Genomic DNA, 17,939 nt, shown 5'->3' with positions numbered 1-17,939 from the left:
CGGCAACCACTCACCAGACTGTGTCCGGGGGCATTCGCCTCGAGCGTGGCCGCCACCCTGGACATTCTCGCCACCGCCGCAACTGTCGGCGAGCGGCGCGGCCTGGCCACGCCGCGCTGGCGGGTATGCGGCCCTCAACCCGGACCGGTGGCGTTGGGCCATGGTCTGCAACTACACGTGGAGCCGATCGAGAATAGCGCCGAGGACAACTCATGCTGGGTCATACCGGGTATTGGCGTCAGTGACATCGGCATGCTCGAGCGGCGCCTCGAGGAGCCGTGGGCGGTCCCCTTGCTCGCTGCGCTGAGCACTCACATCGCCAACGGCAAGGAGATTGCCGCGTCATGCTCAGCCGTCTTTCTGCTGCAAGCGTCGGCATGTCCGAGCGGACCCTGTCGCGCCGCGTCCATAAGGCCACGGGACACTCCACCCGGCAGCTCATCCAGCGGGTGCAGTTAAACAAGGCCTGAGCGCTGCTCGAATCCGGCGAATACTCCGTCGAAGCGGTCTCGGCGCAGGTTGGGTACCGGGACGCAACGGCTCTCCGACGTTTGATGCGCTGCCTGTTGAACGCGACCCCGCGGCAATTACTTCAGCGCAGATCGAGTTGCTGCTCTGGAATAGCGTGACACGACAGTCAACTCACTCTTAAACATCCGTATAGGGGTCGGTAGCTGACGTTGGCCGAGGGCAGCTACCAACCCGAAGCTGCCGGTGGCGGTAGGCAACAATTGGTCAAATCGGAATGAATTCTCCAGTAGTGCCGGCGTCTTTCTGAGGCAGGAAGGTCTCTAGCGATTCCGGGGCTATTCAAGGGGAGACGAACCGCTGATCGCATGGGTCGTTAATAGCTACGAGGTGTTCGGCGTCGGGCCGAAGCGCTCTCAATCGTCAACTGATAATCGTGGGGATAAATCAGGAGGCGATCGTGAAGCTTGAAAAGCGAAGTATTGAGTTTGTCCCTCACTCTGAGCGCTATGGCACCCCCAGACGGTTGTTCACTATCTGGTTCAGCTCGAATTTCCAAGTGACTGCTCTGGTCGTCGGCACGTTAGGTATCGCCTCAGGGTTGAGCTTCGCCTGGACATTGCTCGGCCTGCTGATCGGCAATCTCGTCGGCACCATATTCATGGCCGCACACTCCGCCCAAGGCCCACATTTGGGCGTCCCACAGATGATTCAGAGCCGTGCACAATTTGGTGTCTACGGCGCTGCGATTCCCTTACTGGTGATGGTCACGGCGGCGGTGCTATTCCTGGCCGCCAGTGGCGTCCTGATGCGTGATGCCTTGAAGGCACTGGTGCCCATCAGCGATGACCAGGCCATCGTGGCGGTGGGCATTCTGACCTTCATTATTGGTTTCGTAGGCTATGAGCTGATCCACCGTCTAGGGGCGTGGATGAGCCTGATGTCAACTCTGGTATTTGCCAGCGCGCTGGCTTTGATCCTGCTGCACCCCAGCGACGCGATATCGACGACGGTAACAGGCGAGGGCTTTTCGCTGACGGCCTTTAACCTGGTCGTCGCACAGGCGGCGTCCTGGACATTAGGTTACGGCCCCTACGTGGCGGATTACTCGCGTTACCTTCCGGCCAATGTCAGCACTCGCGCCACGTTCTGGACAACATACTGTGGCTGCGCGCTAGGCTCTTTCGCCATGATGGCCTTGGGCGCTCTAGTGGCCGTTGCGATCCCAGCAGCGCTTGGGCATGACCCTGCAACCGCAATTGCCACGCTGTTCGGCCCCTGGGCACCATTGGCGTTGGGTGTGATTGCGCTCGGGGTGATCCAGTACAACGTGCTCTGCCTGTACAGCGCCTACATGTCTTCGGTGACGATCTTCGGAGCCTTTGGTGGGCTGCGATACGTCACAGCTTCTGCAAAAGCGTTGGTGATGGCAGTGCTGACCGTAGCTGCAACGCTGATCGCCATCGCCACCCAGTATCGTTTTGACACCTTCTTTGCAGACATTTTGATTGGACAGCTCTATCTGCTGATCCCCTGGAGTGCGATCAACCTGGCCGACTACTACTGGGTGTGTCGCGGTCACTATGAGGTGGGCGAGTTTTACAATTCCAAAGGTCGGTACGGGCGCTTCAATCGACGCACGCTAATGGTGTATGCCGTCTCGATCATCGGCACGATCCCGTTCATGAAGCTTTCGTTCTACAACGGCTTTGTAGCGAACTGGCTAGGGGCCGACATTAGTTGGGCTGTGGGCCTGGTACTCGCAGGGGCGCTGTACTGCATAGTGAACAGCAAGCCCTCAATCAAGCAGCATCAATCCCAATCTCCTGTCCCTGACTGATTCCTTGGTGACATGGGCGATACGGAGATGATGAAGTCGATAGCAGCTGGTCCATGGTCTGTTTCTGGCCCAGACCGTGTAAAAACGCAGCAAGCGATGGCAATCAGCTGCTGAGTGATTTTCTTGGTCCCAGGAGGCTGTGAGAGGCTCAATCAGGCGCAATCGTCATGGGCACCGCTGCCCAACACATTCAACACGCGCTTGGGAGTGTAGGCGAGCACATGCAGGCTCATCTCGGTACTCACCCGGTCGAGTGTGCAGGTGAGGAAGTGGGTGGCGCCCATCCAGGACTTCTGCGTGCCGAACGGGTGCTCGACCGTTTGGCGGCGGATCCGCATCATCTCGGGCGCTTGATCCAGGCGACTCTGCATCGCCTCGAGCACTGCCTCATGCTCCCAGCGCCTCACTCGCCGCTCTAAGCTAGGCGTACAGTGTTCTTTCAAGGCACAACCTTGGCAGTGTGAACTCCAGTAGCGGTGCAGCTTCAGCCCTTTCTCGACGCTACGAAACGCCAGATCAAGCTTTGCCCTGCCGGGCTCGGTACTCGTTCCTTGCAGCGTCATAGATGAAATCGCCTTTGCCAAATCGGCCCGCCGCTGTTGCTCCCGAGGTCAGCGCCTTGGGCACAAAATCAGTGATTCCAGCCTCATGACAAGCGAGGATTTCCTCGCCTTTGAAGTACCCCTCTGTCTGCGACCGCCGATAGCTCCTCGACACCCATGCCCGCAGCGTAGTCATCCAGGCTCTCGGGAAGCAGCGCGCTTTGGCCTCGGTGCTCTCCCTGAATGGAAGCGCTTCATTGGCGTCCCCCGCTGATTTGAATCGATCAACTCACAGTGAGGTCGATGCCAACGTTTTTTTACACGGTCTGGGCCAGAAGCGGCCCATCGGTCCAACACGCTGACTTAGGGCCATGAAAATAAATGCGCGTCCTCTTTTCTCATAAGCAAAAGGAGCGGCCTGCCCCCTGACTCACACGCACGTAAGCACTTCGACTGGAGGTGCCCGATTGAGGTAATGACAGAGATGATGGGAAACGATGGCGATGCAGCGAATGCGTCCGCTTCAATTCAAGAGCCGTGTTGCACTCAGCTTCTGCAACCGCCTGACATATCGTGGTTGATGCGACACTAGTCTCCCTGCCTCCATTTGCCCTGTGCACAACGGGCAGCTGCGAATGCTTCTACACTGAATGCGGTTTGAACTGCGGTTGTCCAGTCCCGGCGCAGGGCACTTTTCTGGGGGGGGTAGCATGAGCCGGCTGATCTGTGCCGACTTCGACGAGTTCGAAGAAGCTTTGTATGGGGTAGCGGGACATTATGTGCTGCGCTCGCGGCAGCAGCGCGACTGGCGCCTGCGCGTCATCGAACTGGACGGTGTGGCCCTGATGTTCGGCCGCGAGGGCGCCGGCACCGTCTACAGTGGCATTGGCCTGCCCGGCTTCTTCAATATCTTCCTGCCGTTGAGCCGACACGAGTGCACTGTGCTAGGCGGGCAGCGTCTGGATCGGCGCCTGATCGGCTGGATGGTGCCCGAGGCTATGTTCCATATCGACGCCAGCCAACCGGCCAGTTGGATGACGGTGGCCATGTCCTGCGAACTGGTGCTGCGTTGGGCGCAGCAGCACGAGGACGAGTTCGACGCGTCGATCCTCTCGCGCAATCTGGTCTGCCTGGCCCAGCAGGACCTGGCCCCGTTGATCTGGCTGGCGCTGCGCCTGCTGCGCATCGATCACTGCGCACCGCAGGAGCTGCATGCCCCGGCGGCCGAGTATGCGGCGCGCAGCGAGCTGATGGATCGGGTGTTCCGCAGCCTGTTGCCGGCGACTCCGGCACAGCGCGGTCAGGCTACCCAGCACAGTCATCAGCAGATCCTGCGGCGTGCCCTGGAACTGTTGGACGCCATGCCGGATACCCCGCTGCACATGGCCGACCTGTGCCAGACCTGCAACACCTCGGAGCGCACGCTGCGCAACCTGTTCACCCGCCATCTGGGCATGAGCCCGCACCGCTACCTGATGCAGCATCGCCTGCACGCAATCCGCCGCGCCATTCTGCGCGCGGCACCGGGAGAGACCATCACCGAGATCTGCACGCGCTTCGGCGTGTGGGACTTCGGCCGCTTCGCCGGTCTCTACCGCCGCTACTTCGGCGAACTGCCGTCGCAGTCGCTGCGCAGCCGGCGCTCGCTGCCGACGCCGCTCAGCCAGGGCTGACCCCGCGCAGCAGGGTGGCGCTGGGGTACTCGCCGAACAGTGCGTGGTAGTCCGCCGCCATGCGCCCGCAATCGGTGTAGCCGAAGCGCCGGGCGATCTCCGTGACGCTGGTCTGATGCTGATCGGCGACCGCCAGTGCGGCGCGCAGCAGGTGCAGGCGACGCAGACGCAGATAACGTGCCGGCGCCATACCCAGGGTGGCGACGAAGGCGCTGCGCAGGGTGCGTTCGCTGACCCCGAGCGTGCGGCACAGCTCGGTCAGGCGCGGCGTGCGCCCGCTGCCGAGCGACAACAACTCCAGCACCCGCTTCAGCAGCCGCTCGTAGGAGGCCTGGCGGGCGCGTTGGCGTGGCGTGATTCGCGGTGGCATGACAATGTCCTGGCCAAGGGTGACGGCCCCAGGCTGCGCCGAGACAGGCGCTGCGGCTACGTAAAACAGGCAGATCCTGAGCGTCGGGCATTTTTGCCGATTTTACGTAGCCGCCTGCTGCCGCGCGCAGCGAGCATCGACTCATCGCTCGCCATCCGCTGCCCCGGCATTCGGCGTCCTGACGAGCCCCCGGAAGCGTTCGACCAGCGTCGACGCGAGTGGAGGCGATATGAAACTGTCGAAGTGCTGCATGGGCATCCTGAGCCTGTTTCTGGCCACAGCTGCCGCCGGTGTGTGGGCCGAGCCGCAGGGGCCGCAGTTGCTCGAGGTCGAGCCATTCGCCGAGCTGCCGGCCGGTGTGCGCTACCCGGAAGGGCTCGCCGTCAACCCGGTCAACGGCGAAATCTACGTGGGTACTTTCGATGCTCGCCAGCCCTCCTGTGTGCGTAACAACCAATTGCTGCGCTATGCAGCAGACGGCCAGTTGCTGGCGCAACGCTCTTTTGTCGCTACGCCGCTGACCGGTCTGGGCTATGCCGACGGCCAGATTTACATCCTCAACTTCGGCGCCGGCAAGCTGCAACGCATCGCGGCCGATTTCACCGCGGACACTCCGGTCGAGGACCTGCTCGACTTCCCCCGGCTCAGCCCGGCGGCACCCGCCCCGCGCAGCGTGGCCAACCCGGACGGCAGCCAGGACCGGATCTACTTCGGTGCTGCTGGTGCGCCTGCGCCAAATGGCCTGGTCTTCGCCGACAACGGTGACCTTTACGTTTCCGACTCTTTCCAGGGGGCGCTCTACCGCATCGCTAACGCCACGCGCTGCGCCCCCTGCGCAATAGAGGTGCTGTCGCGCGATCCGCTGCTGGCCACCGCGGGCTCTCTGCCCTTCGGCGCCAACGGCCTGGCCTTCAACGCCGACGAGAGCCTGCTGTACATCAACAATGCCGGCGACGGCCGCCTGCTGCGCATGAGCCTGCCGAGCGGCGAGCTGCAGGTGCTGGCCGAGAGCTTGCCCGGAGCCGACGGCTTGCTGTTCCACGACCACCTGCTGTGGCTGCTGGCCAATCAGATCGACCAACTGCTGGGGCTCGATGAGCGCGGGCTGATTCGCATACGTGCGGGAAGCTTTCAGGGCATCGCCAGCAGCGGTGCCCCGCGTGGCCTGCTGTTTCCCGCCAGCAGTGTGGTGCAAGGCGAGTGGATGGTGGTCAGCAACCTGGCCCTGCCGCTGACGCCTGTCGAGGGCGACGAGTGGGAAGAGCGGGTGAGCACCTGGAACCTGATGCGCGTGCGCCTGCCGCAATCGCCAACCAAGGGAGAGTTAGCCGATGCCGCCAAACCCTGAACTACTTCTGAATAAAGGCCGTCGCCAGCTGTTGCTCGGCTCGGCCGTGCTGGCTACGACGATGTTGTTACCCTTAGGCGGTTGTATGCGCAGCAGTGGCTCCGCAGCAACCCGTCCGCAACCTGAGAATGGAGAGCGCAAGACCATGAGCACCATTACTACTCGCGACGGTACCGAGATCTATTACAAGGATTGGGGCACAGGCCCGGTTGTCGTCCTCAGCCACGGCTGGCCACTCAACTCCGATAGCTGGGAGGCGCAAATGTTCTTCCTGGCCAGCAACGGCTATCGGGTGATCGCTCACGACCGCCGTGGCCATGGCCGCTCCAGCCAACCCTGGAATGGCAATGAGATGGACACCTATGCCGATGACCTGGCCCAGTTGCTCGACCATCTGGACGTACGCGGGGCCTCGCTGTTCGGCTTCTCCACCGGAGGCGGCGAGGTGGCGCGCTACATCGGTAGGCATGGCACCGCGCGGGTGGCCAGGGCTGGACTGATTTCGGCGGTTCCCCCGCTGATGGTCAAGACCGAGGCCAATCCCGGCGGCCTGCCCCTCTCGGTATTCGACGGCATCCGCACCGCTTCGCTCGCCGACCGCTCGCAGCTGTACCGGAATGTCGCCAGTGGCCCCTTCTTTGGCTACAACCGCCCCGGTGCCAAGCCCTCCCAAGGCGTGATCGACGCCTTCTGGATGCAGGGCATGATGGCCGGGCACAAGAACGCCTACGACTGCATCAAGGCCTTTTCCGAAACCGACTTCAGCGAAGACCTGAAGAAATTCGATATCCCCACGCTGATCCTGCACGGCGACGACGATCAGATCGTGCCCGTGGATGCCGCCGCCCGTGCCTCGGCCAAGCTGGTGCCGCACGCCAAACTGGTGATCTACCCCGGTGCGCCGCACGGCATTACCGATACCCACAAGGAAAAGCTCAACGCCGACATGCTGGCCTTCCTGCGCGGTTAAACGGACTAAACAACCAAGAGGAAGCGCTTATGACTGCTGTCGCCTATTCGCCGGCCGACACCGGCTTGTTGCTTGTCGATCCCTATAACGACTTTCTCAGCGATGGCGGCAAGCTGAATGGCATGGCCAAAGCTGTGGCGGACAGGGTAGGGGTGCTGGCCAATCTGAAGGCTGTGGTAAAAGCTGCGCGCCAGGTTGGGGCCCGGGTGTTCTATGTCCCACATCACCGAGCCTTCCCTGGCGAATTCCAGGCATGGACGCATCCCAGCCCCTATCAGTTGGGTGCCAGCCAGGCTCAGGTGTTCGCCCGCGGCAGTTGGGGTGGCGAGTGGCACCCCGATTTTCAGCCTCAGGACGGCGATGTTCTGGTGCATGAGCATTGGGGGGCCAGCGGCTTCGCCAACACCGATCTGGACCTGCAACTCAAACAGCACCGTATCGCCAAGGTGATTCTGGTCGGGATGCTGGCCAATACTTGCATCGAATCGACTGCCCGTTTTGCCGCCGAGTTGGGCTACCACATGACCCTGGTGCGCGACGCGACGGCAGCCTTCAGCGAGGAAGCCTTGCACGCTGCTCACGAGATCAATGGCCCGACCTACGCCCATGCGATAGTCACCACGGCCGAGTTGCTCGACGCACTAGCTTGAGGAGTATCTGTCATGCCCAAGAGCAAACTGGCCCATGCCTCTGGTGCCCCGGTGGTCGACAATCTCAATATCCAGACCGCCGGGACACGCGGGCCGGCTCTGCTGCAGGATATCTGGCTGATCGAGAAGCTCGCCCATTTCGACCGTGAGGTGATCCCCGAGCGGCGCATGCATGCGAAGGGTGCCGGCGCATACGGCACCTTTACTGTGACCGGCGACATCACCCGCTTCACCCGCGCCAAGCTGTTTGCCGAAGTGGGCAAGCAGACACCGCTGTTTGTGCGCTTTTCCACTGTGGCGGGTGAGCGCGGTGCGGCTGATGAGCCAGGCGCAGCAACAGGCGCTATTTGACAACACGGCGAGGGCGATGGGTGATGCGCCCGACGAGGTGAAACTGCGTCATATCGACAACTGCAACAAGGCAGACCCGGCCTACGGCGCAGGTGTGGCGAAGGCGCTCGGGCTGGCGCGCTGAATCTGCCCCCCCTTTGACTTGGAGCGAGCAATCATGACCATTTCCACATCCGCCTACGCAGTTCCCAATCAGTTCGTCGAAGTCGACGGACGCCGCTTGGCTTATCGAGTCATCGGCGAAGGCACGCCACTGGTGCTCTGCCTGCGCTTCAGGGGCATCATGGACGATTGGGACCCGGCTTTTCTCGATGCGCTCGCCGCGCAGCGTTTTCGGGTTTATGTTTTCGACTACAGCGGCCTCGGCTGGTCCACAGGCCAGCCGACCTATGACCCGGCTTCGCTGGCTAAGGATGCCATCGATCTTATCGGCGCGCTGAAGCTGGGGAGGGTGGTGCTGGGTGGTTGGTCAATCGGCGGCGTCGCGGCGCAACTGGTGTTGTTGCAAGCGCCGCAACTGCTCAGTCACCTGTTGCTGATCGCCACCACGCCACCCGGACCGCTGGTCAAGACCGGTGAGCCGTTGTTCTACCAGTTGGCCGCCCGCTCGAATGATTTCGAGGACTTCGTCAGCCTGTTTTTCGAGCCAACCTCGGCGAGCAGCCGGGAAGCTGCGGTGCGTTCGGCCGAACGAATTGCCCGGCGCAGTGAAGGGCGTTGCACTCCGGTGCCTTATGCCTGGGCCGCGCAGTCGCTGGGCGACGGGCCGCGCAACCCCATGTTCCCAGTGCAGGTGGCATTGGACGCCCTCAAGCAAACGAAAACGCCAGTGCTGCACCTTGGTGGCGATCACGACATCGTCTTTCCCGTGGAAAACTGGTACGCGCTCAACCGCACCCTGCCCACTTTGCACCTGTTGACCCTGCCCAGCTCAGGGCATGGCCCGCAACTGCAGTATCCCGTTGCCAGCGCGGCACATATAGCGGCGTTTGTTGCAGGGTAACGAGCCTCGTTGCGTACTCGATACGATCACCCAGAACGCAGGCTGGCTATGAAAATCAGGAATACAGTATCGGTGCTGATGGGCAGCTCTTGGCCGATTCTGTTGAAAAAGTAGCTGCCGTCCCATGCCGCCGGCAAAATCATGCTCTCAGTGGGCGTGGGGCAGGCAGCATGATGGGGCGGATACGGGGAGGACAGGCGCGCCTGTTTCACTCGTTCAATCTGGAAGAGCACGTCCCGACCCAAAACCTCCTGCGCAGCATCGACCAGTGTCTGGATCAAGGGCGCAGGCTTCGCTGTGGACGCCAGCATCATCAAGGCGGATGCCAGCCGACAACGTGGGGTGGCGGGCGATGAGCTCGACTGGCGCGATCCGGTGCTCACCAGCCGCGCCGTGCGCGAGTACCTCGAAGCCCTCGATGAGGAAGCCCTGCCCAAGAAGATGTCGCTCACCGATCCGCAGGCGCGGCGGACCGCCGCGCCAGGTGGCCCGGCTTACTTTGCCTACGCCACCAACTATCTGATCGACGCCGCGCACGGCGTGATCCTGGATGTGGAAGCCACTCCGGCGCATCGGACCGCCGAAGTCGAGTCGACCAAAACGATGGTGGAGCGCGTCGAAGCGCAATTCGACCTCACGCCGGAACGCCTGATCGGCGATACCGCCTATGGCACGGCCCCGATGCTGGCCTGGCTGGTCGAGGAAAAGGACATCGAGCCGCATGTGCCGGTGTGGGACAAGACCGAGCGCAAGGACGACAGCTTCTCCAGCCACGACTTTCACTGGAGTCAGGCAGCCAATGAATACCGCTGCCCAACCGGCAAACCGCTACGCAGTGAATGGCGCGCCTTCCCCCAGCAACATCGCGGGTAACCAAGGCCAACACCATCATCTACCGCTCCAGCCAAGCCGACTGCGCCACCTGGCCGCTGAAAGCCAAGTGCTGCCCCAATACGCCGAACCGCAAGATCGTGCGCAGTATCCATGAGGCTGCTCGCGACGTAGCGCGACGCATCGCCAAGACACCGGAGTACCTCCGCTCCCGCTGCGAGCGCAAGAAGGTGGAGATGCTGTTCGCCCACCTCAAACGGATCATGAAACTTGACCGTTTACGACTGCGTGGCCTGACGGGCGCGACTGACGAACTCACCTTGGCCGCGACGGTGCAGAACCTGCGACGCATGGCCAAGCTCATGTCTCACGGGCCACGAATCACGGGATAGGTACGTCTGCCGCGAGCAGAAACCTTCGGATTAACCCGCAAAACTGAGCAAGAACGCTCAGAGAAATGCCGAAAGGCAATTTGAAGTGGCTTGCAGCCACTTCGAAAGCTGTCACGCCTGGCCGGCTGGCTACCGCAAAACCGCCTTTTTCAACAGAATCGGCCGGTAGCAGTCATGGTCAGCGGCTCCTACCGGCCCAGGCTGTGTGAAAACGCCCTGATGTGAGGCCACAGCAACGCCCCGACTGGTTCGGGGCGTTGCCGTTTCAGGGGTAAAGGCAAGCGAAACGGGGGCTCACCCCATCAGTTCGATCAGGCGGCGGGCACCGAGCACTTGGATGGCCCGTTTCAGGTTGTAGGCGTTGACCGCCAAGGCCATTTCCGTACGCGCGCCCTGCAACTGGCGGAGCAGGAAGCGGCCGTTGCCCAAGATCCACTGTTTCAGATTGCCGAAGGGGTGCTCCACGATGGAGCGGCGCCTGACCATCATGTCGGGCTGCGCCTGCAGGCGCTGCTGCATGCGCTCGAAAGCTGCTTCATGGGTATGGCGGGTGAGGTGCCGGCGCTTGGCTTTCGTGCACTGTGGCTGCAACGGACAGGCGTTGTGCCTGCAGCAGCGCCTGGTGGGTCAGGTTATCGGCCTGCCGGTCCTGCAGCTGCTGCAGCGCGGCCCTGACCGCAGCACGATCAATCGTCTCAGTCGACTCGGTTCGGTCGGCTTCATCCAGTTGGGCGTGATAGGTCGCGATGTGCGTGTTCAGTTTCTCCTGCTGACGCTTGAGCTGTTTGAGACTCAGGTGCTTGCGTGACGACGCCACCGCCTGGAATTTGCTGCCGTCGATGGCCACCAACTGGCCAGTGATCAGTCCCGCCCGGCGGCAGAACTGCACGAACGCCCGGCAGGTCGCCTGGAAGGCCGTGCCATTGTCCTTGCGGAAGTCGGCAATGGTCTTGAAGTCCGGCGCCAGCCGGCCCAGCAGCCACATGACCTCGACATTGCGCTGGCACTCGGCCTCCAGCCCGCGTGAGGAACGAATGCGCTGGAAATAGCCGTACAGGTACAGCTTGAGCAGGTCCGCCGGAGAGTAGGGCGGCCGGCCAGTCTTCTGTGGTTGTGCCTTGCTGAAGCCCAGGGCCTGCAAATCCAAGCGGGCGACAGACGCCTCGATGACCCGCACCAGGTGGTCCTCGGGTACCAGTTCGTCCAGCGTCGGTGGAAACAGGCTGCTCTGCTGACGCCCCTCGCCCTGGATGTAGCCCATAAATGACAATGCCCGTATCGATCGATACGGGCATTGTCTTCAGCTCGGCCCCGGACTGCCAGGTTTTCACACAGCCTGATGTGCGGGGCTTTTCATGGGCGTTGCGCTTACTTGTTGCGGTTGTCGTACACGTGGCAGGCCTTGCCTTCGGAGCGCTTCAGCGAGTAGCTGGGGCGAAGGACGATGCGCGAGCTGATGCCGATGTAGGTCTTGATGTACTTCGACAGTTCGTTGCACAGCGCCTGCTGTTGCGACTCGCTGAGGTTCTCATGCTCGTGCTCGTGCTTGAGCTCGACGTGGACCTCTATGCTGTCCAGGTTGCCGTTGCGGAACAGGTGGATCTCGTAGTTCTCGGACAGTTGCTTGACCTTCAGCACCTGCTCCTCGATCTGCGTCGGGAACACGTTCACGCCGCGGATGATCAGCATGTCATCGCTGCGGCCGGTGATCTTGTCCATGCGCCGCATCGGCCGCGCGGTGCCCGGCAGCAGGCGGGTCAGGTCGCGGGTGCGGTAGCGGATCATCGGCAGCGCTTCCTTGGACAGCGAAGTGAACACCAGCTCGCCCAGTTGGCCGTCCGGCAGCACTTCGCCGGTCACCGGGTCGATGATCTCGGGGTAGAAGTGGTCTTCCCAGATGGTCGGACCGTCTTTGGTTTCCGCGCACTCCATGGCGACGCCCGGGCCCATGATTTCCGACAGGCCGTATATGTCCAGGGCAGTGATCCCCAGGCGCTCTTCGATGGCGCGGCGCAGTTCGGCGGTCCAGGGTTCGGCGCCGAAGATGCCCAGGCGCAGGGCCAGTTTGTGCGGGTCGATGCCCTGGCGCTCGATCTCGTCCGCCAGGTTCAGCATGTAGGACGGGGTGACCATGATGATGTCCGGCTGGAAGTCGCGAATCAGCTGGACCTGCTTCTCGGTCTGGCCCCCGGACATCGGGATCACGGTGCAGCCCAGGCGCTCGGCGCCGTAGTGGGCGCCCAGGCCGCCGGTGAACAGGCCGTAGCCATAGGAAATATGCACCTTGTCGCCCTTGCGGCCGCCGGCGGCGCGGATCGAGCGCGCCACCACATTGGCCCAGGTGTCGATGTCGTTCTGGGTATAGCCGACCACGGTGGGCTTGCCGGTGGTGCCGCTGGACGCGTGGATGCGGACGATCTCGCTCTGGGGCACGGCGAACATGCCGTAGGGGTAGTTGTCGCGCAGGTCCGACTTGCCGGTGAAGGGGAACTTGGTCAGGTCTTCCAGGGACTTCAGGTCATCCGGATGCACGCCTTTTTCATCGAAGCGCTGGCGGTACAGCGGGACGTTCTCGTAGGCGTGCTTCAGGCTCCAGCGCAGGCGCTCCAGCTGGTGCTGGCGCAGTTCGTCGACGCTGGCGGTTTCCATCGGGTCAAGCAAGGCGGTATTGGCAATCATGTTCATAGGTCACTTGAATTGTATTTTTGCATGAAGCCTGAGGCTTAGTGCTGAGAGACACTGCCGCGACAGCTGCAACTACCGCCACGATGAGAATATTTATAGGAAGTTAAGTCAGCTCCAGAAAGAGGGCTGGCATGCCTGCAAAACGATCTGGCAAAGAATTGGTACTGGCCGTCTCAAGGCAAGACAAGGCGAAATGGATTCCTGCCATTCCTGCCATTCCTGCCATTCCTGGCGCTGAATTCGTGACTGGCAGAAGTCACCCCAAAGCTGTTGGTTGGAACAGGCAGGAATCGGCCAGAAGCGTTCATCTGGCAAAGCTTATTGAAGGGGACTCCCTTTGCATTGCCACGTCTACTGCCGGCAAGGCCCCTCACTACATACCCAGCCCAAAGAATGCACACCCGTACCCTGAGGATCGCTTCGCGTCACATACCCGAGGCAGGAGCCGTATGCGGTAGTTCCGCACGTACGGATCTGTGCGGGGGGTGGCAGGTAACTTTCATCCCTACCGCGACCGACTGACTTGTCATTGAAGACATGCCTAATGCTTTTCTGCATGTGCCAAGGTTATATGCCGAGGAAGCAGCAGAGCGAGACGATGAAAGGCCCTGCATTCTTAGCCTGCCGGCACTTCGTGTTTGTGTTCCTTGCGCTTGGGTATGTGCTCTGTCCCGGATCGACTGCCGAGGTGCTCAGATCGATGGCGGGCCATTAGCAAATCAACCCTTTGATGGATGAAATTCCTGCGTGCTCCTTGGATACTGAAGGCTAAAGCACTCGCCTCGCGTATCGGCAGCAATACGACGAAGATGATCAAGAGTAGTGACTATTGGAGCAACGCCAGTGGAAAGTGAGAATCTGTTGAAGCGACGCCAGGGCGTCATGGGAAGTGAATCTCCCATGTTCTACGAGCGTCCGCTAAACCTGGTATCAGGAAATGACGTATGGCTGATCGATGTAGAAGGTAAGCGCTATCTTGACGGCTATAACAACGTGCCTTGCGTTGGCCATGGAAATCCCCATGTTGCACGGGCAATGTACGAACAAGCGCTAACGCTGAATACTCACACGCGCTATCTGAACGACAAGATCGTTAACTATGCTGAGAGGCTATTGCAGACGTTTGATGCTCATCTAGATGGCGTCATGTTTACCTGCACGGGGAGCGAGGCGAACGAACTCGCTCTGCGTATCGCACGGCACGCCACTGGCGGCACGGGCGTCATAGTTAGTACGTACAACTATCACGGCAATTCAAGTACGCTTGCTTCTTTGACTACTGCAATGCAGGCATCGCCAGAACCCTTCCCCTTGAGCGCCGAGGCCATCCCGATACCTTGTATGTATCACAGTGAAGGCTTGAGCGAGGCGCAATTGCTTGAGGCCTATTTATCTAAAGTTGTGCGGGCCATCGACTCGATGAAGGCGCGAGGAGTCAGATTGGCGGCAATGTTGATTGATACAGTCTTTGCAAATGAAGGGATACCTACGCTACCCGAAGGCTATGTAGAAAGACTCGCTGAACTGGTTCATGAGGCGGGGGGCTTGCTGATTGTCGATGAGGTGCAGTCTGGTTTTGGTCGAACCGGTAAGCATATGTGGGGTCATCAGGGGTGCGGTGCCAAGCCTGACATCGTCACGATGGGGAAACCGATGGGGAACGGTTTCCCGCTTGCCGCACTCGTGACGAACTTGGACCTAATCAATAGTTTTGGCAGAAATGCCATGTACTTTAATACTTTCGGTGGCTCCCCCGTGGCTGCAGCTGTCGGAATGGCTGTATTAGAAGAAATCGAGAATCGTAAGCTCATGGAGAACGTATTGCGTACTTCGGAGACTCTTGGCCAAGGCTTGCGAGAACTGGCGGCGCAATACAGCATCATCGGGGATGTGCGTAATCGGGGGATGTTCTTTGCCGTAGAGCTGGTTAGTGATCAGCGCACACTGCAGCCTGCCGCGGCGGAAGCTAAGCGTCTTATAAATTGGTTAAGAGAAAACGGCGTATTAATCAGCCGAATCGGGCCTGGGGACAATGTTCTCAAGATTCGCCCACCGTTGACGTTCGATAGCAGTCACGCTGATTATTTGTTGCGTGCTTTGGAAAATGGCCTTCGGAAACTATAACTATAACAATGTGATTTTTTGCATGGGTTGCGTCGTGCGGTGGAAACCCGTCGCCCGCCGCAACTAATGCGAGTCGTACCTTTCTGATATGACGCATTTCCCAATGCCCTCGTCCATTGTTCATGGCGCAGGCCATGATCTTGATCGCTGCTAGGCGTCTGGCGTTTTACCTCGGGCGCCCATGCAGAACCCTCTTCAGCATATTCACGTCAAGTATTCGACGTGCAAAAGCCATTGCTAAAGTTAGCAAGAAGTTTGTGGGCGTTTTCAGGTTGTCGGTGAGGTCAGACGCCCTGTCTATTCGCATCAATCAAATGGTTGATTTTTCTGCAGTTTGCTACAAGCGTCGCTACGTTTATTTACACGAAGATCAATCCAAAGGTGGAAGACATTCGGCGCCTTCTGGCCGAGTATGCAGGTAGGGCTTCATTCCTGCCCAAGTGGGCTCGGGTGCCGTTGCAGACATGGTTTGCCAGCACATATAGCCCCGCTCTTCACGTCAATAAAAACAATTTTGTGAGGTAAAGATGAACGACTTTGATGTCATCGTACTTGGTGCTGGTACCTGGGGTAGTGCTACTAGCTGGCAACTGGCTCAACGCGGTTATCGCGTACTCGCGATTGACGAGTTTGAACCACCGCATAGCATGGGATCTCATGGTGGTGCCACGCGCCTCGCCCGTCAGTCGAACAGTTCTGGTCAGGCTTATATCAAATTGACCGAGAACGCTTGGAAGATGTGGGCCGACGTCTCGAGTCAGGTCGGCAAAGATATTCTGATCACTACCGGATCCGCGTTCATTGGGCAGCCGGGATCCGAGTGGTTCGACAAAACACTGGCAAACCTCAAACTTAGTAATTTTGAATATGAAGTGCTCGATCATAGCGCTTCAAAGGCTCGTTTCCCCTGGGTCAATACCCGTCCGGAGGAGCTGACTGTTTGGGAACCTAATGGCGCAATCATTTTGGTAGAAACTGCAATCCGTAGCTTGCAGGAGCTCGCTCGGAGAAATGGCGCGGTTTTTCACTTCAATGAAAAGGTGACCTCATGGCAAGCAAATGACTCGGGGGTCGAGATCATCACCGCAAAAGGGAATTATTGGGCTAACAAATTAGTCGTTACAGCGGGAGCACGAAGCAGCAAAGTACTTGGAGTGAATCTCCCTGTTGATGTGGAGCGTCAGGTACTCGTTAACTTCAAGGTACCGGAGGGCCACCAAGCCCTGCCTGCTCTCTTTTTTGCAGCGCCGCCCGGGGATCCTGCTATGCCAGCTTACGGATGCCCCGAGCCTGATGGTACGTATAAGTTCAGCGTTGCTACTCGCGCCGACATTATCGATCCCGACAGCATCAGTCAAAACCTAACCGAACACGACCTTGCCCGGGTGAAAGACATTCTAGTGACACGTCTGCCACAACTGGACGGTGCGCCTGCAGCCTTCGCGGTCTGTATGTGGAGCGAAAGCCGTGATGGTCATTGGATTCTTGGCAATCACCCGCAGTTCAATAACGTCATTGTGGGGGCAGGTTGTACCGGGCGTGGCTTCCGCTATGCACCTGTCGTCGGTAACGCGCTTGCTGATTTCGTAGATGGCATTGACCGACCAGATCTGGACACCTTTGCTATCGATCGTGTGGAGACGCTGGCGAAGGAGGAGTTGGTATGAGCTGCCAAAATGTGATCCTCAACCCAAGTCTGTTAGACGATGCGCGGGCTGTGCTCAATAAACTGCCCGACTGGAGAGATGAAGACGTTCGATTCGAGTGGATGCCTGGCGGCGGTGCCCACAAAAATATTCATGTCATCGGCGATAACAAGCAGTGCATGATCAAACTGTGGAATACCACTTGGGAAGGTTTGGGGGTAATGCCTCCCTCGGGTGTTGTGATGGAAAACACGCGATTGGCCGGTGAGGCAGGATTTGGCGCATCGCTGTTAGGTATTTCTCGTGAGCCACTCGGCATGGTAATCGAGTTTATACCTGGCAAATTGCTGGACGTCAGTAATCGTGAAGGGATGAAGCGCCTGGCTGCTGCTGCCGCCAAGCTTCATGCCAGCCCGATAGTGTTCGCTAGAGACATTAATCCTTTTTCTGATGCGAGATCGATGTTCGCCTGCGCGCGACAACTGGGTGTCAGTATGCCTGACGGCTTCAGTGACTTGGTTAAGACACTTGATAAGGTTGAGAGTGTCGTTGATCTACGTCGGAACGAATTTGTTCCGTGCCATAACGACCTCTACGGCGCCAACGTCATGGAAGACGCCCTTGGAGCAGTTCGTCTGGTTGATTATGACCTGTCGGGAAATGGTGATGCCAGTTACGAGCTGGGTTTCATTGCGACTTATGCTGAGATGGATGAAGATCGCATTGCTCAGTTGTGTGAGGACTACTACGGGGAGCACGAACGCTATCATTGTTCTCGAGTTACATTGATGGCTCTGGCAGCAGACTTTAATAGTCTGGGGCTCTGGACCGTAGCCCGGGGTGCCAGTGATAAGAATGCTGATTATGACTATGAGGGAGAGTTTCTTCGCAGCCTGAATAAGGTTCGTCAGCGGATTGAACATGCTGATTTTGGGCTTCACCTACGCTTGGCTCAACGCTAGAGACACTATGAAAAAGCCCTGAGTTTGCGAAATGGCTGCTCAGCGGTAGCGAGAGTGCATTTTTCAAGAGATGTCTTGTCAGGG

Annotated in this window: 12 protein-coding genes and 5 pseudogenes; 13 read left to right on the top strand and 4 right to left on the bottom strand. The window is 59.6% G+C overall.

The features are described 5' to 3' along the window. Positions 1-18 precede the first annotated feature (18 nt). Both OXH74_RS22755 and OXH74_RS22750 read left to right on the top strand, forming a co-directional pair. Positions 19-629, top strand: a pseudogene (locus OXH74_RS22755) (helix-turn-helix domain-containing protein). A gap of 299 nt (positions 630-928) precedes the next feature. Continuing rightward, a complete protein-coding gene (locus OXH74_RS22750; protein WP_375738982.1) occupies positions 929-2,308 on the top strand; it encodes a purine-cytosine permease family protein in 1,380 nt (459 codons plus the stop codon). A gap of 152 nt (positions 2,309-2,460) precedes the next feature. Here OXH74_RS22750 and OXH74_RS22745 read toward each other — a convergent pair. Beyond that, positions 2,461-3,029: pseudogene (locus tag OXH74_RS22745) on the bottom strand (transposase); the annotation flags it as partial. Positions 3,030-3,560: 531 nt separating this feature from the next. On the opposite strand from OXH74_RS22745, the gene OXH74_RS22740 reads away from it, so the two are divergent. Next, positions 3,561-4,523, top strand: a complete 963-nt coding sequence (locus OXH74_RS22740) for a helix-turn-helix domain-containing protein (RefSeq protein ID WP_375738981.1) — start codon at positions 3,561-3,563, stop codon at positions 4,521-4,523. Here OXH74_RS22740 and OXH74_RS22735 read toward each other — a convergent pair. Beyond that, a complete protein-coding gene (locus OXH74_RS22735; RefSeq protein ID WP_375738980.1) occupies positions 4,510-4,893 on the bottom strand; it encodes a helix-turn-helix domain-containing protein in 384 nt (127 codons plus the stop codon). The genes OXH74_RS22740 and OXH74_RS22735 overlap by 14 nt on opposite strands. A gap of 229 nt (positions 4,894-5,122) precedes the next feature. Here OXH74_RS22735 and OXH74_RS22730 point away from each other — a divergent pair, with 229 nt between their 5' ends. The 7 genes and pseudogenes from OXH74_RS22730 (at position 5,123) to OXH74_RS22700 (ending at position 10,438) form a co-directional block, all read left to right on the top strand. After that, positions 5,123-6,241: an SMP-30/gluconolactonase/LRE family protein gene (locus tag OXH74_RS22730; protein ID WP_375738979.1), complete on the top strand. Its 1,119-nt coding sequence runs from the start codon at positions 5,123-5,125 to the stop codon at positions 6,239-6,241. A gap of 145 nt (positions 6,242-6,386) precedes the next feature. Further along, on the top strand, positions 6,387-7,211 hold the full coding sequence (locus tag OXH74_RS22725) for an alpha/beta fold hydrolase (protein WP_375738978.1): 825 nt from the start codon (positions 6,387-6,389) through the stop codon (positions 7,209-7,211). Positions 7,212-7,240: 29 nt separating this feature from the next. Beyond that, positions 7,241-7,861: an isochorismatase family cysteine hydrolase gene (locus tag OXH74_RS22720; RefSeq protein WP_375738977.1), complete on the top strand. Its 621-nt coding sequence runs from the start codon at positions 7,241-7,243 to the stop codon at positions 7,859-7,861. A 12-nt stretch (positions 7,862-7,873) separates the two neighbouring features. After that, positions 7,874-8,182 (top strand): annotated as a pseudogene (locus OXH74_RS22715) (catalase); the annotation flags it as partial. Further along, complete coding sequence (locus OXH74_RS22710) at positions 8,181-8,336, top strand: catalase-related domain-containing protein (RefSeq protein WP_375738976.1); 156 nt, start codon at positions 8,181-8,183, stop codon at positions 8,334-8,336. The pseudogene OXH74_RS22715 and the gene OXH74_RS22710, both read left to right, overlap by 2 nt. A 33-nt stretch (positions 8,337-8,369) precedes the next feature. Beyond that, positions 8,370-9,215 carry an alpha/beta fold hydrolase gene (locus OXH74_RS22705; RefSeq protein ID WP_375738975.1) on the top strand — a complete coding sequence of 282 codons (846 nt, stop codon included), beginning with the start codon at positions 8,370-8,372 and terminating at the stop codon, positions 9,213-9,215. Positions 9,216-9,385: 170 nt separating this feature from the next. Next, positions 9,386-10,438: pseudogene (locus tag OXH74_RS22700) on the top strand (transposase). Between the two features lie 294 nt (positions 10,439-10,732). Here OXH74_RS22700 and OXH74_RS22695 read toward each other — a convergent pair. After that, a pseudogene (locus OXH74_RS22695) lies at positions 10,733-11,699 on the bottom strand (transposase). A 107-nt stretch (positions 11,700-11,806) separates the two neighbouring features. Further along, positions 11,807-13,123 (bottom strand): phenylacetate--CoA ligase PaaK, encoded by a 1,317-nt coding sequence (paaK, locus tag OXH74_RS22690; protein WP_375738974.1) that lies wholly within the window; start codon positions 13,121-13,123, stop codon positions 11,807-11,809. A gap of 843 nt (positions 13,124-13,966) precedes the next feature. Here paaK and OXH74_RS22685 point away from each other — a divergent pair. From OXH74_RS22685 to OXH74_RS22675, 3 genes are all read left to right on the top strand, one after another. Continuing rightward, complete coding sequence (locus tag OXH74_RS22685) at positions 13,967-15,247, top strand: aspartate aminotransferase family protein (RefSeq protein ID WP_375738973.1); 1,281 nt, start codon at positions 13,967-13,969, stop codon at positions 15,245-15,247. A 527-nt stretch (positions 15,248-15,774) separates the two neighbouring features. Then, a complete protein-coding gene (gene solA, locus OXH74_RS22680) occupies positions 15,775-16,914 on the top strand; it encodes an N-methyl-L-tryptophan oxidase (protein WP_375738972.1) in 1,140 nt (379 codons plus the stop codon). Then, entirely contained in the window at positions 16,911-17,855 is a 945-nt protein-coding gene (locus OXH74_RS22675; protein ID WP_375738971.1) for a phosphotransferase family protein, read from the top strand. The genes solA and OXH74_RS22675 overlap by 4 nt, the downstream gene beginning before the upstream one ends. Positions 17,856-17,939: the final 84 nt, after the last annotated feature.

The organism is Metapseudomonas boanensis (genome assembly GCF_042232855.1).
Classification (GTDB): domain Bacteria; phylum Pseudomonadota; class Gammaproteobacteria; order Pseudomonadales; family Pseudomonadaceae; genus Metapseudomonas; species Metapseudomonas boanensis.
The sequence above is the reverse complement of the archived record's forward strand: the minus strand, read 5'-3'. Positions and strand labels throughout refer to the sequence as shown.